Raw genomic sequence first — 23,177 nt, 5'->3', positions numbered from 1 at the left:
ATGACGGACCGACGGGGAAACGAGCCGCCACGCAAGGGCGGATCCGGCCGCGGCACTCCGCCGCGTTCCACCCCGTCTCGTCCGTCACCCGCTACGGACCGCACCCGCGCCACCCCGCAGCGTCCCGAGTCCACCCGCGAACGCCTCCTCCGCCAGGCCCGCGAGCAGGAAGCCGCTCAGCGCCGCTCCGAGGGCCGGGGCCGTTCCCAGGACGACGCCGCGCCGCGCCGCGCCCAGGGGGCGAAGCGTGCCACGGGGGAGCCGCGCAAGCGCGCTGCTCCTAAGGCGGCAGGCTCCACGCCTCGTCCGCGCAAGGAGGGTGCGCCGACGCGCCGCCCCACCAGCGCCGGCGGTCCGCGGAAGGTGGCTGCCAAGAAGGCACCGGCCAAGAAGAGCACCGCGCGGAAGCGGCCGCCGCAGAACCGTCCGCAGCCGCGGCCGAAGAAGCCGCGCGCGAAGAAGGCACCGCGGACGCTCAAGCTGGGTCGCCCGGCGCTGCGCCTGCGGCTGACGTTCGGAGTGATGGCCTTCGTGCTGTCGCTGTTCGCCGGCCGGCTCGTCCTGCTGCAGGGCGTGGACCCGGACAGCTACGCGCTGGCCGCGAGCAAGGAGAACAACAAGACGTACGTCCTGCACGCGCCGCGTGGTTCGATCACCGACCGCAACGGCGTGGACTTCGCGGTTACCGAGGACACAGTCGCGATCGTGGCGGACCCCAGCCAGACCAAGCCGGTCGCCCAGCAGCTGGTGTCGATCCTGGCGCCCAAGCTCGCCGGCAAGACGACGCCGGCGGAGCTGCTGACCAAGCTCACGGGCAAGGGCCGGTACATCGAGCTGGCCGACGAGGTCAGCCCGCAGACGTGGAACGAGATCAAGGCCGAGACCAAGGCCGGCAACAAGGAGATCGCCCAGCAGAACAAGGGCAAGCCGAAGGACCAGAAGGCGCCGGCCCTGCTCGGCCTGTACACCGAGGCGGACCCGATTCGCAGCCACCCGAACGGCTCGATCGCCGCGACCGTGGTCGGTGTGATCGGCAAGGACGGCAAGGGCCAGTCCGGTCTGGAGTACGCCCTGAACGGCAAGCTGTCCGGCCAGGACGGCAAGGCGATGTACGAGGTGGACCGGAACGGGAACAAGATCCCGAACGCGAACCACACCGTCGAGGAGCCGCGGCCCGGTGTCGGCGTCCAGCTGACCCTGGACCGCGACCTGCAGTGGTTCGCGGAGAAGCGGATCGAGGAGGCCGTCAAGAAGTACCAGGCCAGCGGCGGCACGGTCATCGTGTCCGAGGTGAAGACCAACCAGATCCTGGCGATGGCCAACTACCCGACCTTCGATCCGAACGGGAAGTACGACTCCAAGGACCTGAACAACCCCGCGCTGGAGCGGACCTACGAGCCGGGCAGTGTGCAGAAGGTCGTCACGATGGCCGCCCTCGCCGATGCCGGCCTGATCGACCTGAACACCAAGCTCCGGGTGCCGGGCACCATCGACGTCCAGCGCCGCACGATCAAGGACCACTGGAACCACGGTGACCTGAACCTGACGATCGCCGGTGTGATCGCGAAGTCGTCGAACGTCGGCACCATCATGGCCGCGCAGCAGATGCGGATCCCGCAGTTCGTGAAGTACCTGCACGACTTCGGGTTCGGCGAGCCCACCGGGCTGAACTTCCCCGGTGAGAGCAAGGGCCGGCTGATGCAGGGCGACGAGTGGCCGGAGATCACCCGCTCGAACGTCGCGTTCGGCCAGGGCCTGTCGGTGAACGCGGTCCAGGAGGCTTCCGCGGTCAACGCGGTCGCGAACGGCGGGGTCTACGTGCCGCCGAAGCTGGTCCGCAACTGGATCGAGCCCAACGGCACCCTGACCCCGAACGAGGGTGCCCCACCGCGCCGCGTGGTGAGCGAGAAGGCCGCCAAGGAGGTCGCCACCATGATGGAGGCGGTGACCGCGGAGAAGGGCACTGCGCCGCAGGCGGCGATCGACGGCTACCTGGTGGCCGGCAAGACCGGTACGGCGCAGCAGGTCGACTCTGCCTGTGGCTGCTACCGCAAGTGGGCGACTTCTTTTGCCGGATTCGCTCCTGCCGACAACCCACGGTTCGTTGTGTACGTCGTACTGCACGACCCGACGGGTGCTCGGGGTGGTGGCTTCCAGGGAGGTCCGGTGTTCCGCGACGTGATGAGTTACGCGCTGCAGAAGTATGCAGTCCCACCGACGGGGGCGAAGCAGCAGAACGTCCCGATCACCTGGTGACCCAGGTCGTGACGCAGGGTCAGGTAGGTGTCGCAGGGTCCGGAGCGGTAGCCTCTGGGCCCGTGTCCACCCCTACCGCCGCAGGCGGTGCCGTAGCAGCGATCAGACCCCGGCACGTGGTGCCGGTAGCCCTCTCCGACCTGGCGTTCCGCGTCGGGGCAGCTGCCCCTGACCGGCCGGTCGAGATCACCGGAGTCACCCTCGACTCCCGTTCCGTCCTCCCCGGCGACCTGTACGCCGCCCTGCCCGGTGCGAACACGCACGGGGCTGCGTTCGCGGCCAAAGCGGTCGAGGCGGGTGCGGCCGCCGTACTGACCGACCCGGCCGGTGCGGACCGCGCTCGGGAGACCGGTCTGCCCGTGCTCGTCGTCGACAAGCCCCGCGAAGTGCTCGGTGCGGTCGCTGCGCACGTCTACGGTGAGCCGACCAGCCAGATGCGGCTGCTCGGGATCACCGGGACGAACGGCAAGACCACCACCAGCTTCCTGCTCGACTCGGTCCTGCGGCGCCTCGGCCCGGCCGGAATGATTGGCACGATTCAGACCCGCATCGGTGACGAGGTCGTGAAGAGCGTGCGGACGACTCCGGAAGCCACCGACCTGCAGGCGCTCTTCGCCGTCATGCGTGAGCAGTCCGTGCAGTGGTGCTCGATGGAGGTCTCCAGTCACGCCCTGGCCATGGGGCGGGTGGACGGCGCGCGGTACGCGGTCGCAGGGTTCACCAACCTCACGCAGGACCACCTGGACTTCCACAAGACGTTCGAGGAGTACTTCGCCGCCAAGGCGTCGCTGTTCACTCCTGAGCGGTGTGATCTGGCAGTGGTGAACATCGACGACGAGTACGGCCGCCGCCTGGCCGCGCAGACCGTCGTACCGCTCCTGACCGTCTCCACGACGGGTGAGGCTGATTGGACGGTCGCTGATCGCCACCTGTCCGACCACGGCACCACCGTCATCGACATCCAGGGCCCCGGCGAGACGCTGACCGTGGAGATCTCGCTGCCGGGCGACTTCAACGTGGCGAACGCCCTGCTAGCCGTGGTGATGCTGCGGCAGGTCGGCGTCCCCGCGGAGGCGATTGCCGCCGGGCTGCGCGGCGCCGCCGTACCAGGGCGGATGGAGCGGTTCGTCCGGCAGGACGGTGTCGCCGTGATCGTCGACTACGCACACACTCCGGATGCGGTCGCGCTGGCGCTGCAGGCGGCGCGCGGTGCGACCAAGGGCCGGCTGTTCGCAGTCGTGGGCTGCGGTGGCGACCGCGACCCCGGCAAGCGGCCTGCCATGGGAGCAGCAGCAGCCCGTACGGCGGATGTCGTGATCGTCACTGACGACAACCCACGCAGTGAGGACCCGGCCAATATCCGGGCCGCTGCGATCGCAGGAGCACGGGAGGCGGTTCCGGCCGTCGACCTGCACGAGATCGGCGACCGTCGGCAGGCGATCGGCACCGCGATCGAGCTGGCCGGTCCGGGCGACACAGTCGTCGTACTGGGCAAGGGGCATGAGACAGGCCAGGACGTCGGCGGTGTGATCCACCCGTTCGACGACCGCGAAACCGTGCGTGAGCTGTTGGAGGCTGTGCAGTGATAGGGGTCAGGTGCGAGGAGATCGCCGCGGCGGTCAACGGCGAGCTGGCGGGGGTGGACCCCGCAGCCGTCGTCGACGGCGCCGTGGTGACCGACTCCCGTGAGGCCGTCCCGGGCGGACTGTTCGTGGCCCTCCCGGGGGAACGTGCCGACGGCCACGACTTCGTGGCCGCGGTCACCGAGGCCGGTGTCACCGTCTCCCTCACGACCCGCCCCATCGACGGCTGCCCGTGCATCGTGGTTGCCGACGCCCAGCAGGCTCTCGGCGACCTGGCGGCGCTGGTGATCAGCCGCCTGCCGGATCTGACGATCATCGGCCTGACCGGTTCGTCCGGTAAGACCAGCACCAAGGACCTGATCGCCCAGCTGCTCGCGCCGTACGGCCCGACGGTGGCCGCGATCGGTTCGCAGAACAACGAGATCGGCCACCCGCGGACGGCTCTGAAGGCCGACCGCGAGACCCGCTTCCTCATAGCGGAGATGGGCGCCCGGCACGTCGGCGACATCACCTACCTCTGCCGGATCACGCCGCCCAAGGTCGGGCTCGTCCTGAACGTCGGCCACTCGCACATCGGTGAGTTCGGCAGCCAGGACGCGATCGCAGCCGCCAAGGGTGAGCTGGTCGAGGCCGTGCAGCCAGGCGGAACCGCCATCCTGAACGCCGACGACCCGCGGGTGGCCGCGATGGCCGGCCGGACCGAGCAGAACGTCGTCACCTGGGGTGAGGCGCCCGGCGCGGACGTACGGGCCACCGACATCGAGCTCGACCCGCTCGGGCGGCCGTCCTTCACCCTGCAGATCGGGGGTGAGTCGCACGCCGTGCAGCTCCAGGTCATCGGGGAGCACCAAGTTGCGAACGCGCTCGCCGCGGCGGCCGCCGTACAGGCTGTTGGCCTGACGCCGGCGCAGATCGCCGAGGGGCTCAGCGCGGCGACCGCGGCCTCGAAGTGGCGGATGGAGGTGACCGAGCGCCCGGACGGCGTCACGATCATCAACGACGCCTACAACGCCAACCCCGAGTCGATGCGCGCCGCGCTCAAGGCGCTGGTCGCGATCGGCCGCGCCCGCGGCGCCCGGACCTGGGCCGTGCTCGGCCCGATGGGCGAGCTGGGGGACAGCCACACCGAGGAACACGACGGGATCGGCCGCCTGGCTGTCCGGCTGGATGTGCAACGGCTGCTCGTGGTCGGCGCGGAGGCCCGCCCGATCCACCTCGGCGCGTCGCTGGAAGGATCGTGGGGGAACGAGTCCGCCTACGTCGACACTATGGACGAAGCACTCGGGCTGCTGGGCAAGGAACTGCAGCAGGGTGATGTGGTGCTGGTGAAAGCATCCCGGTACGTCGGACTCGACAAACTGGCGACCGCGCTGATCGAGGAGGGCGTGCAGTGATCTCGATCCTGTTCGGTGGCGCTGTCTCGATGGTGCTGACGCTGATCGGTACCCGGTGGGCGATCGCGCTCCTGGCCAAGCGCGGTTACGGCCAGGAGATCCGGACCGACGGCCCGACGTCGCACGCGACCAAGCGCGGTACGCCGACGATGGGCGGCCTGGTCTTCATCATCGCGACCATCGTCGGGTACTTCGCGGCGAAGCTGTTCACGATGACCGAGCCGACCGCTTCGGCGCTGCTGGTGCTGTTCCTGCTCGCGGGGTGCGGCGCCGTCGGGTTCGTGGACGACTTCATCAAGATCTTCCGGCAGCGCAGCCTGGGCTTGCGGAGCAAGGCGAAGCTGGCCGGCCAGACGATCGTCGCGGTGACGTTCGCGATCCTCGCACTGCAGTTCCCGGACGCGCGCGGGCAGACCCCGGCATCGCCGTTCATCTCGTTCATCCGCGATATCAACTGGCTGCATCTGCTGCCGGTCCTGGTCGTGGTCTGGCTCCTGCTGCTGATCAACGGCATGTCGAACGCCGTCAACCTGGCCGACGGTCTGGACGGGCTGTCGGCCGGTGCGTCGATGATGGTGTTCGGCGCGTACACGCTGATCTGCATCTGGCAGTTCAACCAGAGCTGCGCGACCGCGCCGGGCTCGAAGTGTTACGAGGTGCGCGATCCGCACGACCTGGCGGTGGTCGCCGCCGCGCTGACGGGCGCATTGTTCGGCTTCCTGTGGTGGAACGCATCTCCGGCCAAGATCTTCATGGGCGACACGGGTTCCCTGTCCCTCGGCGGCGCGATGGCCGGCCTCGCGGTGATGACCCGGACCGAGCTGCTGGTGCTGCTCCTCGGCGGCCTGTTCGTAATGATCACCGCCTCGGTGATCCTGCAGGTCAGCATCTTCAAGTTCACCAAAGCCACGACCGGTACCGGTAAACGGCTCTTCCTGATGACCCCGCTGCACCACCACTTCGAGATGCTCGGGTGGGAGCAGATCAACGTGGTGATCCGGTTCTGGATCATCCAGGGTCTGTGCACGGTGATCGGCCTCGGCCTGTTCTACGCCGAGTGGGTGGCCGGATGAGCCTGACTACCCGCACCGACGACGGCTGGGCCACCACGCGCTTCGTCGTCCTCGGCTTCGGTACGGCGGGCTACGCCTGCGCCGACTCGTTGTTGCAGGCCGGCGCCGAGCACGTGATCGTGCTGGACGACCGCGACAACGAGGCGCTGCGCGACAAGGCGCAGATCCTCGAGGTGCTCGGCGCGACGATCACCCTCGGCGAAGGCAGTACGGCGACACTCCCGCAGGACGTCGACATCGTGGTGACGTCACCCGGCGTACCGCCGTCGGCGCCGTTGCTGGCCCAGGCCGCCGACCGGGAGATCCCGATCTGGAGTGAGATCGAGCTGGCCTGGCGCCTGCGCGATCCCGCCAACGCCGCCCCCTGGTTGTGTGTCACCGGCACCAACGGCAAGACCACGACCGTGCAGATGCTGACCGCGATCCTGACCGCCGCCGGGCACCGGGCAGTTGCCGCTGGCAACGTTGGGTTGCCGCTACTGGAAGCCGTCATGGACCCCGAGCCGTACGACGTGATCGCGGTCGAGCTGTCCAGCTACCAGCTGCACTTCACGCACTCCTTGTCCGCGCACTCGGCCGCCGTACTGAATCTGGCGCCGGACCACATCGACTGGCACGGATCGATGGATGCCTATGCGGCGGACAAGGGCAAGATCTACGAGAACTGCCAGGTCGCGTGCGTGTACAACGTCGCCGACCCGGTCACCGAGAACCTGGTCGCCGAGGCCGACGTGATCGAAGGCTGCCGCGCGATCGGCTTCACCCTCGGTACGCCGGGCCTGTCGATGGTCGGCCTGGTCGAGGACCTGCTGGTCGACCGGGCGTTCGTGGAGCAGCGGCAGACCTCCGCGCTGGAGCTGGCCAAGCTCGAGGACGTCAACCCGCCGGCACCCCACAACGTGGCGAACGCGCTGGCCGCGGCCGCGCTGGCCCGGGCCTTCGGCGTACCGGCTGCTGCCGTCCGGGACGGGCTGCGCGGATTCCGGCCGGACAAGCACCGGATCGCCCACGTCGCAGAGGTTGCCGGGGTCAACTATGTCGACGACTCCAAGGCCACCAACCCGCATGCGGCCCAGGCGTCGTTGCTCGCCTACGAGCACGTCGTGTGGATCGCCGGGGGACAGGCCAAGGGTGCGACGTTCGACGAGTTGGTGATCGCGGCGAAGGACCGGCTCCGGGCCGTAGTCCTGCTGGGCGAGGATAAGGCGGTCATCGCGGAAGCACTTGAGCGACACGCTCCGGATGTCCCGAGGATCGTCGTCGAGTCAACGGACACTGGAGCTATGGAGATCGTGGTGGGGGAAGCGGCGAAGGTCGCACAGGTGGGTGACACCGTGCTGCTGGCGCCGGGCTGCGCATCCTGGGACATATTCGCCAACTACGGAGCCCGTGGGGACGCTTTCGCCGAAGCCGTACGCGTTCTCGCGGACTGAACCGGGGTGATCGCGTGACGTCGATCGCTGACCCCCCGGACGACCGCAAGACCCGTACGCCGGAACGCCCCTGGATCGCGGCGATCCGCGAGGTGCTGGATCGGCCGCTCACGTCGTACCACATCCTGCTCGGTGCCACCGGTCTGCTGCTGGTGCTCGGGCTGCTGATGGTGCTGTCGGCCTCCAGCGTGCTGTCGCTGAACGCTAACGGGAACAGCTACACGATCTTCGTCCGTCAGCTGATCTGGGTCGGGGTCGGTCTTCCGATGGCGTACGTCGCCTCCCGGATGACGCCGCGGCATTTCCGGATGCTGGCCTACATTGCGCTGCTCGGTGCCGTCATCCTGCTGGTGCTCACCTATGTGCCGGGTCTGGGCAAGGGTGTCAAGGGCAACAACAACTGGCTGACGCTGGGTGGTCCGCTGCAGATCCAGCCGAGTGAGTTCGCCAAGCTCGCGCTGGTGATGTGGTGTGCGGATCTCTATGCCCGCAAGCAGAAGCTGCTGACCCAGTGGAAGCACCTGCTGGTGCCGATGGTTCCGGTCTGCGGACTGATCATCGCGCTGGTCGTCGGCCAGCACGACCTCGGCACGTCGCTGGTGCTGATGGCGATCATGATCGGGATGATCTGGGTGGTCGGTGCGCCGACCCGCCTGTTCGTCGCGACGATCGTGGTGGTCGGCGCGATCGCGTCGTACTTCGTCACCACCGCCAGCCACCGGATGGACCGGGTCACGTCGTTCATGAACCCGTTCGCCGACCCGACCGCGATCGGCTGGCAGGCGTACCACTCGTTCTACGCCCTCTCGACCGGCGGCTGGTGGGGCGTCGGGATCGGGAACAGCCGGCAGAAGTGGGGCAACCTGCCGGAGGCACACACCGACTTCATCTTCTCGGTGATCGGTGAGGAGCTCGGCCTGTTCGGGTCACTCACCGTGCTCGCCCTGTTCCTCACCCTGGCCTACGCCGGGTGCCGGATCGCGACCCGGAACACCGAACCGTTCGTCCGCTATGCGGCCGCCGGAATCACCGTCTGGATCATGGCCCAGACGCTGGTCAACCTCGGCGCCGTGATCGGACTGCTACCGATCGTGGGGATTCCGCTCCCGCTTTTGTCGTACGGTGGTTCCGCACTGCTGCCGACGCTGATCGCGATCGGCATGCTGCTGTCCTTCGCGAAGGTCGAACCCGGTGCGCAGGCCGCTCTCAAGGAGACGAGACGGTCGCGGTTCGGGTGGCTGCCTTCACGCCGTACGCGCTAACTACAGAGCTGCAGGAGCGTTGAAAGCTGTGCCCAGCATCGTCCTGGCCGGTGGCGGTACCGCCGGCCACACCTCCCCCCTGATCGCCACCGCCGACGCGCTGCGCCGGATCGACCCGACCATCGAGATCCTCGCCCTCGGCACCGAGCGGGGGATCGAGACCCGGGTCGTCCCCGAGGCCGGCTACCGGCTGGAGCTGATCCCGCCGGTTCCGCTGCCGCGCAAGCCCACCCCCGCCCTGCTCGCCGTCCCGGGGAAGATGCTGGCCTCGGTCGCGGCCGCCCGGAAGGCCCTCGACGAGGCCAAGGCCGACGTCCTGGTCGGCTTCGGCGGCTACGTCTCCACCCCGGCCTACGTCGCCGCCTGGCGCCGCAAGACGCCGATCGTGGTGCACGAGGGCAACGCCGTGCCCGGCATCGCGAACAAGTTCGCCGCCAAGTACTGCACCCAGCACGTCATCACGTCGTTCCCCGGCTCCGACCTGCCCCACGCCCAGTACGTCGGCCTGCCGATCCGCCGGGCGATTTCGACCCTCGACCGGGCTGCGGTCCGCGCGGAGGCGCAGGCGTTCTTCGGACTGAGTCCGGAGCTGCCGACGCTGCTCGTGACCGGCGGTTCGCAGGGGGCGCAGCAGCTGAACAACGCGTTCGCCGGTGCCGCCGCGGACCTGCAGGCGGCCGGCGTTCAGGTTCTGCACGTGATCGGCCCGAAGAACTCGCTGGAGGTCGCGCAGACCGGCCCAGCGCCGTACCGGGTGATGTCGTACGTCGACCGGATGGATCTCGCGTATGCCGCGGCCGACCTGGTCGTGTGCCGCTCGGGGGCGAACACGGTGACCGAGGTCTCCGGTGTCGGCCTGCCCGCCATCTACGTTCCGTTGCCGCACGGTAACGGTGAGCAGCGCCAGAACGCCAATCCTGTCGTGGATGCGGGCGGCGGCCTGCTCGTCGACAACGCCGAGGTGACGGCCGACTGGGTGCGCGCGACGGTGCCGCAACTTCTGCACGACTCCGCGCGTCTGACAGCCATGTCCACAGCAGCGACGGGCGTTATCCGGACGGACGCCGACGACCGATTGGCGCGGATCATCCTCGATGTGGTGAGGTCTGCTTCGTGATCGTCACCGCTCCTGACACTCTGTTGCCGGCTGAGAAGCTGGGCCGGGTGCACTTCGTGGGAATCGGCGGCGCCGGGATGTCCGGGATTGCCCGGATCATGGCGTCGCGAGGGATCGAGGTGTCCGGTTCGGACGCCAAGGACGGCAAGGTGCTGGCCGCCCTGCGCGCGCTCGGCGCGACCTGCTGGGTCGGCCACGCTGCAGAACATGTCGCCGACGCCGACACCGTCGTGGTCTCGACCGCGATTCGCGAGACCAACCCTGAGGTCGTCGCTGCGCGGGCCGCTGGGATTCCGATCCTGCCGCGGGCTGCTGCGCTGGCTTCGGTGATGGTCGGCCGGCGCACGATCGCGGTCGCCGGCACGCACGGCAAGACGACCACCACGTCGATGCTGACCGTCGCGTTGCAGCACTGCGCTGTCGACCCGTCGTACGCGATCGGCGGCAATCTGAACGAGTCGGGTTCCAACGCGCACGACGGCACCGGTGATCTGTTCGTCGCCGAGGCCGACGAGTCGGACAAGTCGTTCCTGACCTATGCGCCCGAGGTGTCGATCGTCACATCGGTCGAGCCCGACCACCTGGACAACTACGGCACCGAGGCCAACTACCGGCAGGCGTTCGAGGATTTCACCGCCCGCGTGCTCCCCGGTGGTTTCATGGTGATCTGTCATGACGACGAGGGCGCCCGCCGGCTGACGGCGTACGCACGCGAGCGGGGTGTCGACGTCCGGACGTACGGCGAGTCCGGCGATGTCGATCTCCAGGTGACCGAGCTCACCGCGGCCGGGGCGACGCAGTCGTTCGTGCCGATCTACCGCGGGCGGCGACTGCCGATCGTGCACCTCCAGCAGGCGGGCAAGCACAACGTGCTGAACGCCTCGGCGGCGCTGACGGTCGGGCTCGGGCTCGGGTTCTCCGCCGCCGACCTGGCCGAGGGGCTCGCGTCCTTCACCGGGACCGGGCGGCGGTTCGAGTTCAAGGGGCTCGAGGACGGCGTCCGCGTCTTCGACTCCTACGCCCACCACCCGACCGAGGTGACCGTCGACCTGAAGGCGGCCCGGCAGGTCGCGGGGGAGGGGCGCGTGATCGCGTGCTTCCAGCCGCACCTCTTCAGCCGGACGCGGATCTTCGCGGCCGAGTTCTCGGAGGCGCTGGCACTGGCCGACGAGGTCGTGGTGATGGATGTGTTCGCGGCCCGCGAGGACCCCGAGCCCGGCATCACGGGCGCCCTGCTGGCCAACCACGTGCCGCTGAAGCCGGAGCAGGTGCGGTTCGAGCCGTCCTGGTCCGCCGTACCGCAGTTGCTGGCAGATCTCGCCGTACAAGGTGACCTGGTGGTCACGATGGGCGCGGGCGATGTGTCGCTGATCGGTCCGGAAGTCGTTGATCTGCTGGCCGAACGGGCCGCCCTCCGCGAGTCTGCGCCGGTCTCTGCTGACCCTGTGCTGAAGTAATTGTGTGGGGTTTGCTGAACGTGGGGTCGCCGCATGAGTCAGAGCGCTGATCTGGCTCGGGCTCAGCAGCGGTTCGCGCGCCGGCAACGGCTGGTGCGCTGGCGCAGCTGGTTGCCGTGGGCGATCGGCGGCGGGGTGGTTCTGCTCGGTGCGCTGGTCGTCTGGTTGTTCTACTTCTCTTCCGCGTTCGCCGTCGACGGTGTCCGGGTGAGCGGTGCCGACACGGTGCCGGTGGCAACGATCGAACAGGCCGCCGCCGCACCGCAGGGCACACCGCTGGCGAAGGTCGACCTCGGGGCGATTGCCGACCGGGTGCGGTCCATCCCGGCAGTGGCGGACGCACAGGTGACGCGGGCCTGGCCGAACAAGGTGGTGATCGTGATCACCGAGCGCGTGCCGGTGGTCGTCGTCACCGACGGTGCACGGTACGAGTTGGTGGATGCGACCGGTACGTCGTTCAAGACCCTGGCTTCCCGGCCGACCGGGTTGCCGGAGGCCAAGGTGACCGGACCGCGGCGTGAACAAACGATTCGTTCGGTGGTGACGGTTTCGGCGGCGCTGCCGGAGGTGCTGCGAGCTCAGGTGGGGTCGATCTCGGCGGCGTCGCCGGACTCGATCACACTGAATCTCGCAGGTGGTGTGAAGGTGGTCTGGGGCAGCTCCGATGACAGTGCGCGCAAGGCCGAAGTACTCAGTGTGCTGATGAAACGCAAAGCGGTCGTGTATGACGTCTCGGCGCCCGATCTCCCAGTCACCAAAGGCGAAAAGCGCTGAGGCGTCTCACCACGGCGAGGCGCGTGGACTTTGCTGTCAAGGGTCCCGTACGGTGCGACGTAATCTAAAGTTGACATAAGTCTAAGTATTCAGTTGAGGTTCAGTCTTTTCGCTGGACAACGGGAACAGAACGAGGCGAGAGGCGCGGACTGTGGCGGCACCGCAGAACTACCTGGCACTCATCAAGGTCGTCGGTATCGGCGGAGGCGGCGTGAACGCCGTCAACCGGATGATCGAGCACGGCCTGAAGGGCGTTGAGTTCATCGCCATCAACACCGACGCGCAAGCGCTGTTGATGAGCGACGCGGACGTCAAGCTCGACATCGGCCGGGAGGAGACCCGCGGCCTCGGCGCCGGGGCGAACCCGGCGATCGGGCAGAAGGCCGCGGAGGACCACGCCGAGGAGATCGAGGAGGCGCTCAAGGGCGCCGACATGGTCTTCGTCACCGCCGGTGAGGGTGGTGGGACCGGCACCGGCGGCGCACCTGTGGTCTCGCGGATCGCGCGCTCCCTCGGGGCGCTGACGATCGGTGTGGTGACCCGGCCGTTCTCGTTCGAGGGCAAGCGCCGGGCGACCCAGGCCGAGGACGGTATCGCCGCCCTCCGCGAAGAGGTCGACACCCTGATCGTGATCCCGAACGACCGGCTGCTCACGATCTCCGACCGGGCCGTGTCGGTGCTGGACGCCTTCAAGCAGGCCGACCAGGTGCTGCTGCAGGGTGTCTCCGGTATCACCGACCTGATCACCACCCCCGGCCTGATCAACGTCGACTTCGCCGACGTCAAGGCCGTCATGTCGAACGCCGGCTCCGCGCTGATGGGGATCGGCTCGTCGCGCGGTGAGGACCGCGCGGTCGCGGCGGCCGAGGCGGCCATCTCGTCTCCGTTGCTTGAGGCAAGCATCGAGGGGGCGCACGGCGTGCTGCTGTCGATCGCGGGTGGGTCCGACCTGGGCCTGTTCGAGATCAACGAGGCGGCTCAGCTGGTCTCGGAGTCGGCGCACACCGACGCCAACATCATCTTCGGTGCGGTCATCGACGACGCCCTCGGCGACGAGGTGCGGGTGACGGTGATCGCGGCCGGGTTCGACGGCGGGATGCCGAAGCGCCGCGAGCAGGCGACCAGCCAGGCCCGCCAGCAGACCAGCCGCCCCGCGACCCCGCCGCCGGCCCAGCAGCAGCCGCCGGCCCAGCAGCCACCGGCCCAGACTCAGCCTGCACAGCCGCAGCAGTCGTCGTACTCGGAGCAGATGTCCGCTCCGGCCACGCCGCCCGCTGCTCAGCCCGTGCAGCAGCAGCCGCCTGCCCAGCAGCCGGCACCGCAGTCGGCTCCGGTGAACCAGCCTGCCGCGTCCCCGTTCCCCACGTCGCCGACCGACGACACCGTCCCGGTCCCGACGCAGAACGAAGGCCGCCCCGGCCAGGGCACCACACACTCGGCGCGCCCGCAGACCGGTGACCCGGTCCGCACCGTGCAGCCGACGTCGCCCACCCAGAGCGGCTGGCCCACCAACGGCCCCAGCACTTCCGGCAACGGATCCGGACCAGCCACTCCGCCGGCCCAGTCGGCTCCGACCACCCCGCCGCGCCCGGTCCGCAAGCCCGAGCCCGCCGAGGACGACCTGGACATCCCCGACTTCCTCAAGTAACCCCCCGCAGAACCACCCCGGTGGGCTGGCACAGGCAACCCTGTCCCAGCCCACCGTTTCTTGTCTCCGCCCACCGTTTCTTGTCTCCGCCCACCGTTTCGTGCCCCAGCCCACCGTTTCGTGCCCCAGCCCACCGTTTCGTGCCCCAGCCCATCAGTTCGCCCCCGCGTCCGCCCCGCCGATCTCCGTCTTCCGCGGTGTGCCACAACTCGTGGCCTCCAACACCCGGCCGGGGGCTCAGACAGGTAATGCCCTGTCTCAGCCCACCAGTTCCTGTGCCAACCCCCGCGTTCTGGCCCGGGGGATGGCGGGGGCTGTGGCCGGACCCCGAACTGATGGCTGGGCGCCCAATTGGTGGCGGGGGACAGGTGCTGGTGGGCGGGGACAGGTAATGCCTTGTCTCCACCCACCGGTTCTTGTCTCCGGCCACGACTGGTGGCTGGGGTGTGACGGACGTGGCTCGCGGTGTGGGACGTGTGGCGGGGGTTGGCTGGGTAGCCTTTTGGGGTGTTCAGCTATGACGCGGTACATGGGTCGGCGCGGTTTGCTGTGACCGACCGGTTCGGTGGGGTGAGTGAGGCGCCGTACGGGGAGCTGAATCTTGGTGGGGCGGGGGAGCTGGGGGAGGATGCCCGGCGGATCGGTGAGAACTTCCGTCGGGTGGGTGCGGCCTTCGGCGTTGCTCCCGAGTACGTCGTCCGCGTGAGTCAGGTCCATGGCCGGGACGTGCATGTGGTCCGGCCGGGTGACCCGATTCCGCTGTCCCCGGTGCCGCGAGTGGATGCGCTGGTGACGACCCGGACCGACATCGTGTTGTGTGTGCGGGCGGCCGACTGTCTGCCCGTGCTGCTGGTCGACAGCGAGAACGGGATCATCGGCGCCGCGCACTCCGGACGGCCAGGCATGTACGTCGGTGTTGCCCCCGCGACCGTGGAGGCGATGCGGGCGCTCGGTGCGGACCGGATCACCGCCGTACTCGGGCCGAATGCGTGTGGGAAGTGTTACGAGGTTCCGGCCGAGATGCGGGCCGAGGTGGCCGAGCGGGTGCCGGCGTCGTACTCCGAAACCAGTTGGGGGACACCGGCTCTCGATGTCGGGGCCGGGGTGAAGGCGCAGCTGACCGAGCTCGGCGTCGAGGTGATCGAGGACGCGCGCGGCTGCACGATGGAGTCGGAGAACCTCTACTCGTACCGCCGCGAAGGCAAGCAGAGCGGCCGGCTGGCCGGCCTGGTGAAACTGGTATGAGCCGAGAGCAAGAGCTTCGCGACAATCTGCGACTGGCACAGGAGCGGATCGAGAAGGCCTGTGTGGCGGCCGGGAGAGACCCGGAGGAGGTCACCCTCGTCGCGATCACCAAAACCTTCCCAGTCAGCGATGTGGCGGCGCTGGCGGCCCTCGGGGTCATGGACGTCGGCGAGAACCGCGAGCAGGAGCTCAAGGTGAAGGCGCCGGAGTGCCCGGACCTCACCTGGCACTTCGTCGGCCAGTTGCAGTCGAAGAAGGCCCGGTCGGTGGCCCGGCACGCTTCGGTCGTGCATTCGGTCGACCGTGCATCCCTGGTCGCCGCGCTGTCGAAGGCAGCGGTGGCCGAGGAGAAGACGCTGCGCTGCCTCCTGCAGGTGAGCCTCGCGTCGTACGGGCCGGATGAAGCTGCGACCGGTGCGGACCGCGGTGGCGTCGCGCCGGCCGACGTACTGGAGTTGGCTGCCGAGGTTGCGGCCGCGGACGGTCTGGAGCTGGGCGGGGTGATGGCGGTCGCACCGCTCGGATCGGATCCGGACCAGGCGTTCGCGGGCCTGCAGGAAGTCGCGGCCCGGCTACGCTCCGAACACGCCGCGGCCACCTGGATCTCGGCCGGGATGACCGGCGACCTCGAGGCCGCGATCCGGCACGGAGCGACACATGTCCGGCTCGGGCGCGCCTTACTCGGTACGCGTCCTTCACTCGGTTAGTGTCGACATCGAGCAGGTTTTGTTTCCTGCTCACTGTTGTCGTCGAGACCGGATCGAGGGGCTGGAGGGCCATGAGCGGCGCGCTGCGCAAGATGGGTGTGTACCTCGGCTTGGTCGAGGACGGAGAGCGCTACAACGCGCGGTACGACGACGACTACGACGAGTACGAGGAGTACGACGACGAAGCCGTCGACGGGGACTCCCACGAGACCGAGCCGGTTCCGGCCGGCCGGGAGAGCCGCGAGCGGACGGAGGCCCGCCCCGAGCACCACCAGGGGCGCGACGAGCCGGGCGGTACGGTCAGCAAGTTCCCAGAACGACGTGGTGTCGCACCGTCCCCGGAGGTTACCGAGTTGGCCCGCATCACCACCGTGCACCCGCGCAGCTACAACGAGGCGCGCGTGATCGGTGAGCACTTCCGTGACGGCACGCCCGTCATCATGAACCTGACCGAGATGGACCACGCCGACGCCAAGCGGCTGGTCGACTTCGCGGCCGGCCTGATCTTCTGCTGCCGCGGCTCCATCGAGCGGATCACCACCAAGGTGTTCCTGGTCTGCCCGCCGAACGTGACGGTCGCCGCGGAGGAGAAGGAGAAGATCGCCGCGGACGGGTTCTACAACCAGAGCTGACCGCGGTTGCTTCCGCCGTCTTCTACACTCGTTCACACCATGGTTGCCCTTGTGATCGTCCTCCAAGTGATCGGCTTCCTCCTGCTCGCCTTCTTCCTTGTGCTGGTGGCGCGTTTCGTGCTGGGGCTGATCGTCATGTTCGCGCCGCAATGGCACCCGAAGGGGCCGTTGCTGCTCCTCTTCGAGGCCATCTACTCCGTCACCGACCCGGCCTTGCGTCCGCTGCGGCGGATCCTGCCCCCGATCGGGGCCGGTGGGATCCGGATCGACCTGTCCATGCTGATGCTGTTCGTCATCGTCTCCGTGGCGATGTCGATCAACAACACGGCGCTGAATTCGCTGTGAGTCACCGGACACCGTTTTCGACGACTGGGACGGTTGGGACGGGGTAGGTAGAGTCTCGGAGAAACCGAAGTCGTGGACCGTTGTCGCCCGCCCGGATTCCGTCACAACACAACGAAGCGATAACGTGATCTACTGAGTCGCCGAGGTGTAGGCCACGGGGACTCCGCCAAGACACAGACAAACGAGGTGAAAGATGCCGCTGACGCCGGATGACGTCCGCTCGAAGCAGTTCACGCCCGTCCGACTACGGGAGGGCTACGACGTCACAGAGGTCGACTCCTTCCTCGACGAGGTGGAGGCAGAGCTCGAGCGCCTCCTCGCCGAGAACGAGGAGCTGCGGGCCAAGCTCGCGGCCGCCCAGCGCGCTGGCGCCGGCCAGGAGCGGCCGGTCGACCAGACCGCCGCGCTGCCGCCGGTCGTGCAGCAGCCGAAGCCCCCGGTGGTGGTCGAGAAGCCCATCATCGAGGAGAAGCCGCCTGTCGTGGTGCCCGCGGTAGCGGCCGCGGGGGCTGCTGCGGCAGCAGGGACCGTCGGCGACGCGTCCAGCTCCGCGGTGCGGCTGCTGGAGATGGCGACCAAGCACTCCGACGACCTGGTCCAGGAGGCGAAGGACACCGCCGACAAGATCATCGGCGAGGCCCGCGCCAAGGCCGAGCGCCTGGAGAACGAGGCGCGTGGCAAGGCCGACCGGATGACCGGCGAGGCCCGTGCCCGCGCCGAGAAGCTGGACGGCGAGATCGCCGAGCGCCGCGCCCAGATGCTGGGCACCCTGGAGAAGCAGAAGGGTCAGCTCGAGCGCACCATCGACGACCTGCACGCCTACGAGCGCGAGTACCGCAGCCGGCTGAAGACGTACTTCACCGAGCAGCTCAAGGCACTGGGCAACGGCGACGACACGCTGAGCCCGCGGAACGGATTCCGTCCCGAGGCCCGTGCGCAGGCGCACGGCGGGCACGGAGTCTGAGTTTGTAACGTCTGAACCTGTGAAGGGGCGGTGCTTTCCGGCAGCACCGCCTCTTCGGCGTGTCCGGGTACTTTTGACTGACAGTCGTTTGAATGTCACACAGAGTCAGGGCCACGCGGGCGGTCGCTTGCGACCGGTGAGGGTCTCCACATCGAAGAGCCTCAGCCGGTACGGCGTCAGCCGCAGTAGCGAGGGTGATTCCCCAGCCGGTCCTTCGGGGAACACACTCCAGAAGTCGTAGCCGAGCGGCGCCGGAGCAGCGGCGTACAGCTCCCAGACCCGCTGCCGGGTCGCCGTATCGTCGATCCAACCGGCCTGGCAGTCCGCGACCGCCACTTCGTGGCCGGGCTCCCAGTAGCTACAGCTCAAGTAGTTGCTGTACGCAAGGTGCCGCACCTTCACCGGTGTCGCCCGGGTGACGATCCACCCGGCCAGCGCCCCGTCCGCACCGATCTCCCAGATCGGGTGCAGGATCCGGCTCCGCGGCCGGTTGTCCGGCCCCACCGTCGCCACCGTGCACCAGACGATCCGGTGCGCCCGCTCGATGAACTCCTTTTGCACAACCATGGTTGTAGATTACCCGATACACAACCGGGGTTGTATATTCACGCCCATGGAGTTCGATCCGGCCGCCGCCGACCTGTCCCTCGCCGCACTCTTCACCGGCTGGGCCCTCGCCGACGAACTCCAGCGCCGCCTGTCCACCGACGGCTTCGCAGACTCCCGCTTCGCCGACGGCGTCGTCTTCCAGCACCTGATCGCCGGCCCCGTCACCATCACCACCCTCGCCGAGCGCCTAGGCGTAACCCAGCAAGCCGCCTCCAAAACAGTCGCCGACCTCCAGCGCCGGGGCTACGTCACCCGCCGTACCGACCCCGCCGACGCCCGCGCCAAGCAAGTCCTGTTGGCGGACCGCGGCCAAGCAGTCATCACGGCTGCCCGCAACCACCGAGCCGCCCTCGACGCCGAACTCCGCAACGCCCTAGGCAACAACCGAGTCGAAGCCGCCCGCCAACTCCTCCTAGACACCCTCACCCACCTGAACGCCACCCCCGCCCTCCGCACCCGAACCATCCGCCCACCCCGCTAACCACCACGCCCGATATGCCCGATTGCCCCCAGTCATGCCACGAGCTGGCACGACGTGGAGCACGGTTCAGTCAGATGGTTGGTGGGTGCCCAAGTGGCTGCGGCCCCTCGATCTCGCGTCTCCCCGGGCTGGCCGGCGCGTTATCCGAGGGATTTTCGTCACCGAGTCCCCAAAATCCATCGGATAGCGCAGATCTCGAGCCTCGCGCACCTCAGCCCCAGCCCGTCAGCCCCAGACAACGTGAAACCGCGGTCACCGACCTCGCCATCCGGCCCAGCCATCGGCGGTGGCGCGCCCTCTGGTTTTGTCGGCCGTCTTGGCGGTCGAGTGGGCTCGGGTCCGAAAAGTTCTCGGCCGGGGACGTGCGCTGTGGTTGATCGCCGCGTCCGGCCGATTCGAAAGACAGCATGGCTGGTCGCCGCGGTGGCTGAGGTGGATGGCGACGTCGGTGACCGCGGCTTCACGTTGCTTGGGGTTGCCGGGCTTCGGTTGCGGTGCAGGAAGAGGCCCGCTGGCGGCTGACCCGCCCGCTCGCCGCACATGCGTGCTGTCGATCGCGCGCTCAGCCGGTACTTCTTTCATGCATGGCGCCAACGGTGCCGGCTACCGCAACCTCAGCCGCCTGACGTCCGAAGATCCGGAGACGGGGCCTGCGGGTTCTTCGGACGTTGGCGGGGCTGGCGGGTGGCGGGTTAGGCCTTGGTGAGCCAGTAGGTGAGGTTGAGGTCTTCTTCGGTGCCGGTGGCAAGGGATGCCGACTCGGCGGGGGCCGAGTGGGTTAGTTCGACGGCCAGGACCTCGCGAGCTAGGTCCTCGCCGTGCTTGCCGAGGGCATCGGCCAGCTCGGCGTCCGTTGTGGTGAGCCAGACCTTGATACGGTCGGCGACCTCGAGGCCGGCGGACTTGCGGGCCTCCTGCAACGTCCGGACGACCTCGCGGGCGAGACCGGCCTGCTTGAGCTCGGGGGTGATCTCGAGGTCGAGAGCAACGGTCTCGCCCTGCTCGTTCACCACCGACCAGCCTTCCTTCGGCCGCTCGGACAGCAACACGTCGGCCTCGGTCACCTCGACCTCAGCCCCGTCCACCACGACCGTCGCCGTACCCGACGCCTTCAACGACGCAGCAAGTACGGCGGCATCGGCCGCGGCGATCTCGGCCGCGACCACCGGGGTCTGCTTGGCGAACCGCTTGCCGAGCTCGCGGAAGTTACCCTTCGCGGAGAACTCGACCAGGTCCGCACCTGCCGACGACAGCGGCTCGACCGAGCCGACGTTCAGCTCGTCGGCGATCTCCTGCAGCAGCTCAGCCGACAGATCCGCGATCGCGGCCGACCCGACCAGCGCCCGGGACAGCGGCTGCCGCGTCCGGACCTTGGCCTCCGCCCGCGCCGACCGGCCGAGCTCGACGACCCGCTTGGCCATCGACACGTGCTGCGCCAGTACGTCGTCGATCAGCGACCCGTCGTACGTCGGGAACTGCGACAGGTGCACGGACTCCGTTAACCCGGGCGTGACCGGCCGGAACACGTCCTGCCAGACCCGCTCAGTCACGAACGGCGTCAGCGGCGCCATCACCCGCGTCAGCACATCGAGCGTCTCGTGCAGCGTCGCCAGCGCGCCGGCGTCACCGGCCCAGAACCGCCGCCGGGACCGCCGGACGTACCAGTTCGACAGCGTGTCGACGAACGAGTTGATCAGCAGACCGAGCTTCTGCGTGTCATACGCCGCATAGGCCTCATCGGTATCCCGGACCAGCCGATGCGTCTCGCTCACCAGCCAGCGGTCCAGCACCGAGCGCTCCGCAACCGGAGGCACATCGGACGGCGACCAGCCGGCCAGCCGTGCGTACAGGGAATGGAACGCGACCGTGTTCCAGTAGGTCAGCAGCACCTTCCGGACGATCTCGTTCAGCACGTTCGGCCCGATCCCGCGCGCCTTCCACGGCGACCCGGAAGCGGCCATGAACCAGCGCACCGCGTCCGCGCTGTGGTCGTCCATCAGCGGGATCGGCTCCAGGATGTTGCCGAGGTGCTTGGACATCTTCCGGCCGTCCTCGGCCATGATGTGCCCGAGGCAGACGACGTTGCGGTACGACGACTCGTCGAACACCAGCGTGCCGATCGCCATCAGCGTGTAGAACCAGCCGCGGGTCTGGTCGATCGCCTCGGAGATGAAGTCGGCCGGGTAGGCCTTCTCGAACTTCTCCTTCGAACCGTCCGCCCACGGGTAGCCCCACTGCGCGAACGGCATCGCACCCGAGTCGTACCAGGCGTCGATCACCTCGGCGACCCGGTGCGACTCACCGCCGCAGGTCGGGCAGGCGAAGGTGATGTCGTCGACGTACGGCCGGTGCGGGTCGGTGGCGCTCAGGTCCTGCCCGGCCAGCTCGCCGAGCTCGGCCAGCGATCCGACGCAGACCTGGTGGTCCTCCTCGCACCGCCAGATCGGCAGCGGCGTACCCCAGTAGCGGGAGCGCGAGACGGCCCAGTCGATGTTGTTCCGCAGCCAGTCGCCGTACCGGCCCCACTTGACCGACTCCGGGAACCAGTTGGTCTTCTCGTTCTCCCGGAGCAGCGCGTCCTTCACCTGGGTCGTGCGGATGTACCAGGAGGGCAGCGCGTAGTACATGACCGGTGTGTGGCAGCGCCAGCAGTGCGGATAAGGGTGCTCGTACGGGACGTGTTTGAACAGCGCACCGCGGGCCTCGAGGTCCTTGACCAGATCCGCGTCGGCCTTCTTGAAGAACTGGCCGCCCACCAGCGGGATGTCCGCGGCGAACGTTCCGTCGGCCTCGACCGGATTCACGACCGGCAGGCCGTACGCACGGCAAACGATGAGGTCGTCCGCACCGAACGCGGGGGACTGGTGCACCAGACCGGTGCCGTCCTCAGTGGTCACATACTCAGCCAGTACGACGTAGTGGGCCGGCTCGGGGAATTCCACCAGCTCGAACGGCCGCTGGTAGTTCCACCGCTCCATGTCACGGCCGACGTACTGCCCGGTCACGGTCCAGCCCTCGCCGAGGCGGTCCAGCAGCGGCTCGGCCACCACGAGTGACTCGGTGCCGTCGGTGGCGACGACGTACTGGACGTCGGGGTGCACGGCGACGGCGGTGTTGGACACCAGCGTCCACGGGGTGGTCGTCCAGACCAGGAGCGACGCCGTACCGGCCAGGGGCCCGGAGGTGAGCGGGAAGCGGACGTAGACCGAGGGGTCGACGACCGTCTCGTAGCCCTGGGCGAGCTCGTGGTCGGACAGGCCGGTGCCACAGCGCGGGCAGTACGGCGTGATCCGGTAGTCCTCGACCAGCAGACCCTTGTCGTGGATCTGCTTGAGCGACCACCAGACGGACTGCACGTACTCCGGGTCCATCGTCCGGTACGGGTGGTCCATGTCGACCCAGTAGCCCATCCGGGTGGTCAGCTCGGCGAAGGCGTCGACGTGCCGCAGCACGGACTCACGGCACTTGGCGTTGAACTCGGCGATCCCGTAGGCCTCGATGTCGTTCTTGCCGTTGAAGCCGAGCTCCTTCTCGACCGCGACCTCGACCGGCAGGCCGTGGCAGTCCCAGCCGGCCTTGCGCTCGACCGAGAAGCCCTTCATGGTCCGGTAGCGCGGGAAGACGTCCTTGAAGACGCGCGCCTCGATGTGGTGCGTACCGGGCATCCCGTTCGCGGTCGGGGGACCCTCGAAGAACGTCCACGGCGTGCCGCCGGCGGACTGCTCGAGGCTCTTGGCGAACGTGTTGTGCTCGTCCCAGTGGGTGAGCACCTCGCGCTCCAGCGCGGGGAAGTCGACCTTGGCCGGGACCTGCCGCCAGCCGGTTCCGGGGTTCTCTGCCGCCATTGTTCCGTTCCTTCGTCGCCGTTGACTGCTCGACGAGGGACGGAATGCCCTGGGCCGGATCGGCCGGGCACCGCGCGGTACCACCCTCCTTGGCGGCTCCTCAGGGACAAACCCGGGGAGTCACCCACTTCCTTCGCGCGCCGCTGCCGGTTCTAATAGGTCGCCACGGACCGTTCTTCCGGCGGCTCCGGGGTGATGGCCCCATCACTGCCTTGCTGCTCGCGGTTGTCAGTGTACGGCGTCGTACCGGGCAACTACGAATCGTTAATGACTGGCTGTTGTGGGGTACAGCCGTGAGAATGCTGCGTGATGTTCACACAAATGTCACCGTGGGTAGCGGCTGAGATGCGGC

Annotated in this window: 18 protein-coding genes; 16 read left to right on the top strand and 2 right to left on the bottom strand. The window is 68.5% G+C overall.

Annotated features, from left to right (window positions below; all coding sequences use genetic code 11):
- From ACFCV3_RS21580 to ACFCV3_RS21510, 15 genes are all read left to right on the top strand, one after another.
- Entirely contained in the window at positions 1–2,256 is a 2,256-nt protein-coding gene (locus tag ACFCV3_RS21580; protein WP_376032364.1) for a penicillin-binding transpeptidase domain-containing protein, read from the top strand.
- A gap of 62 nt (positions 2,257–2,318) precedes the next feature.
- A complete protein-coding gene (locus ACFCV3_RS21575) occupies positions 2,319–3,842 on the top strand; it encodes a UDP-N-acetylmuramoyl-L-alanyl-D-glutamate--2,6-diaminopimelate ligase (RefSeq protein WP_376032362.1) in 1,524 nt (507 codons plus the stop codon).
- Positions 3,839–5,233, top strand: a complete 1,395-nt coding sequence (gene murF / locus ACFCV3_RS21570) for a UDP-N-acetylmuramoyl-tripeptide--D-alanyl-D-alanine ligase (protein ID WP_376032360.1) — start codon at positions 3,839–3,841, stop codon at positions 5,231–5,233. Before ACFCV3_RS21575 ends, murF begins: the two co-directional genes overlap by 4 nt.
- A gap of 29 nt (positions 5,234–5,262) precedes the next feature.
- On the top strand, positions 5,263–6,306 hold the full coding sequence (gene mraY / locus ACFCV3_RS21565; protein WP_376032447.1) for a phospho-N-acetylmuramoyl-pentapeptide-transferase: 1,044 nt from the start codon (positions 5,263–5,265) through the stop codon (positions 6,304–6,306).
- The gene (gene murD, locus ACFCV3_RS21560; protein ID WP_376032358.1) at positions 6,303–7,739 is read left to right on the top strand and encodes a UDP-N-acetylmuramoyl-L-alanine--D-glutamate ligase; all 1,437 of its coding nucleotides are present in this window, start codon (positions 6,303–6,305) and stop codon (positions 7,737–7,739) included. Before mraY ends, murD begins: the two co-directional genes overlap by 4 nt.
- Positions 7,740–7,753: 14 nt before the next feature.
- A complete protein-coding gene (gene ftsW, locus ACFCV3_RS21555; RefSeq protein WP_376032356.1) occupies positions 7,754–9,001 on the top strand; it encodes a putative lipid II flippase FtsW in 1,248 nt (415 codons plus the stop codon).
- A 28-nt stretch (positions 9,002–9,029) separates the two neighbouring features.
- Complete coding sequence (gene murG, locus ACFCV3_RS21550) at positions 9,030–10,118, top strand: undecaprenyldiphospho-muramoylpentapeptide beta-N-acetylglucosaminyltransferase (protein WP_376032354.1); 1,089 nt, start codon at positions 9,030–9,032, stop codon at positions 10,116–10,118.
- Positions 10,115–11,575 (top strand): UDP-N-acetylmuramate--L-alanine ligase, encoded by a 1,461-nt coding sequence (gene murC, locus ACFCV3_RS21545; RefSeq protein ID WP_376032352.1) that lies wholly within the window; start codon positions 10,115–10,117, stop codon positions 11,573–11,575. The genes murG and murC overlap by 4 nt, the downstream gene beginning before the upstream one ends.
- Before the next feature lie 33 nt (positions 11,576–11,608).
- Positions 11,609–12,349: a cell division protein FtsQ/DivIB gene (locus ACFCV3_RS21540; protein WP_376032350.1), complete on the top strand. Its 741-nt coding sequence runs from the start codon at positions 11,609–11,611 to the stop codon at positions 12,347–12,349.
- A gap of 151 nt (positions 12,350–12,500) precedes the next feature.
- Entirely contained in the window at positions 12,501–13,997 is a 1,497-nt protein-coding gene (gene ftsZ, locus ACFCV3_RS21535) for a cell division protein FtsZ (protein WP_376032348.1), read from the top strand.
- A 507-nt stretch (positions 13,998–14,504) separates the two neighbouring features.
- Positions 14,505–15,242: a polyphenol oxidase family protein gene (locus tag ACFCV3_RS21530; protein ID WP_376032346.1), complete on the top strand. Its 738-nt coding sequence runs from the start codon at positions 14,505–14,507 to the stop codon at positions 15,240–15,242.
- Positions 15,239–15,949, top strand: coding sequence for a YggS family pyridoxal phosphate-dependent enzyme (locus ACFCV3_RS21525; protein WP_376032344.1), 711 nt, complete (start codon positions 15,239–15,241; stop codon positions 15,947–15,949). The genes ACFCV3_RS21530 and ACFCV3_RS21525 overlap by 4 nt, the downstream gene beginning before the upstream one ends.
- A gap of 71 nt (positions 15,950–16,020) precedes the next feature.
- Entirely contained in the window at positions 16,021–16,581 is a 561-nt protein-coding gene (locus ACFCV3_RS21520; RefSeq protein ID WP_376032342.1) for a cell division protein SepF, read from the top strand.
- Between the two features lie 39 nt (positions 16,582–16,620).
- Positions 16,621–16,926 (top strand): YggT family protein, encoded by a 306-nt coding sequence (locus ACFCV3_RS21515; protein ID WP_376032340.1) that lies wholly within the window; start codon positions 16,621–16,623, stop codon positions 16,924–16,926.
- A gap of 193 nt (positions 16,927–17,119) precedes the next feature.
- Positions 17,120–17,890 (top strand): DivIVA domain-containing protein, encoded by a 771-nt coding sequence (locus ACFCV3_RS21510; RefSeq protein WP_132416021.1) that lies wholly within the window; start codon positions 17,120–17,122, stop codon positions 17,888–17,890.
- A gap of 105 nt (positions 17,891–17,995) precedes the next feature.
- On the opposite strand, the gene ACFCV3_RS21505 is transcribed toward ACFCV3_RS21510, so the two are convergent.
- On the bottom strand, positions 17,996–18,457 hold the full coding sequence (locus ACFCV3_RS21505) for a pyridoxamine 5'-phosphate oxidase family protein (RefSeq protein WP_376032337.1): 462 nt from the start codon (positions 18,455–18,457) through the stop codon (positions 17,996–17,998).
- Between the two features lie 46 nt (positions 18,458–18,503).
- On the opposite strand from ACFCV3_RS21505, the gene ACFCV3_RS21500 reads away from it, so the two are divergent.
- Positions 18,504–18,980 carry a MarR family winged helix-turn-helix transcriptional regulator gene (locus tag ACFCV3_RS21500; protein ID WP_376032335.1) on the top strand — a complete coding sequence of 159 codons (477 nt, stop codon included), beginning with the start codon at positions 18,504–18,506 and terminating at the stop codon, positions 18,978–18,980.
- 692 nt (positions 18,981–19,672) lie between these two features.
- On the opposite strand, the gene ileS is transcribed toward ACFCV3_RS21500, so the two are convergent.
- Positions 19,673–22,825 (bottom strand): isoleucine--tRNA ligase, encoded by a 3,153-nt coding sequence (gene ileS, locus ACFCV3_RS21495; RefSeq protein ID WP_376032333.1) that lies wholly within the window; start codon positions 22,823–22,825, stop codon positions 19,673–19,675.
- Positions 22,826–23,177 lie beyond the last annotated feature (352 nt).

Origin of the sequence: Kribbella sp. NPDC056345, assembly GCF_042262745.1 — a bacterium.
Classification (GTDB): Bacteria; Actinomycetota; Actinomycetes; order Propionibacteriales; family Kribbellaceae; genus Kribbella.
Note: the sequence above shows the minus strand (reverse complement) of the source record. Positions and strands in the feature narration are given on the sequence as shown.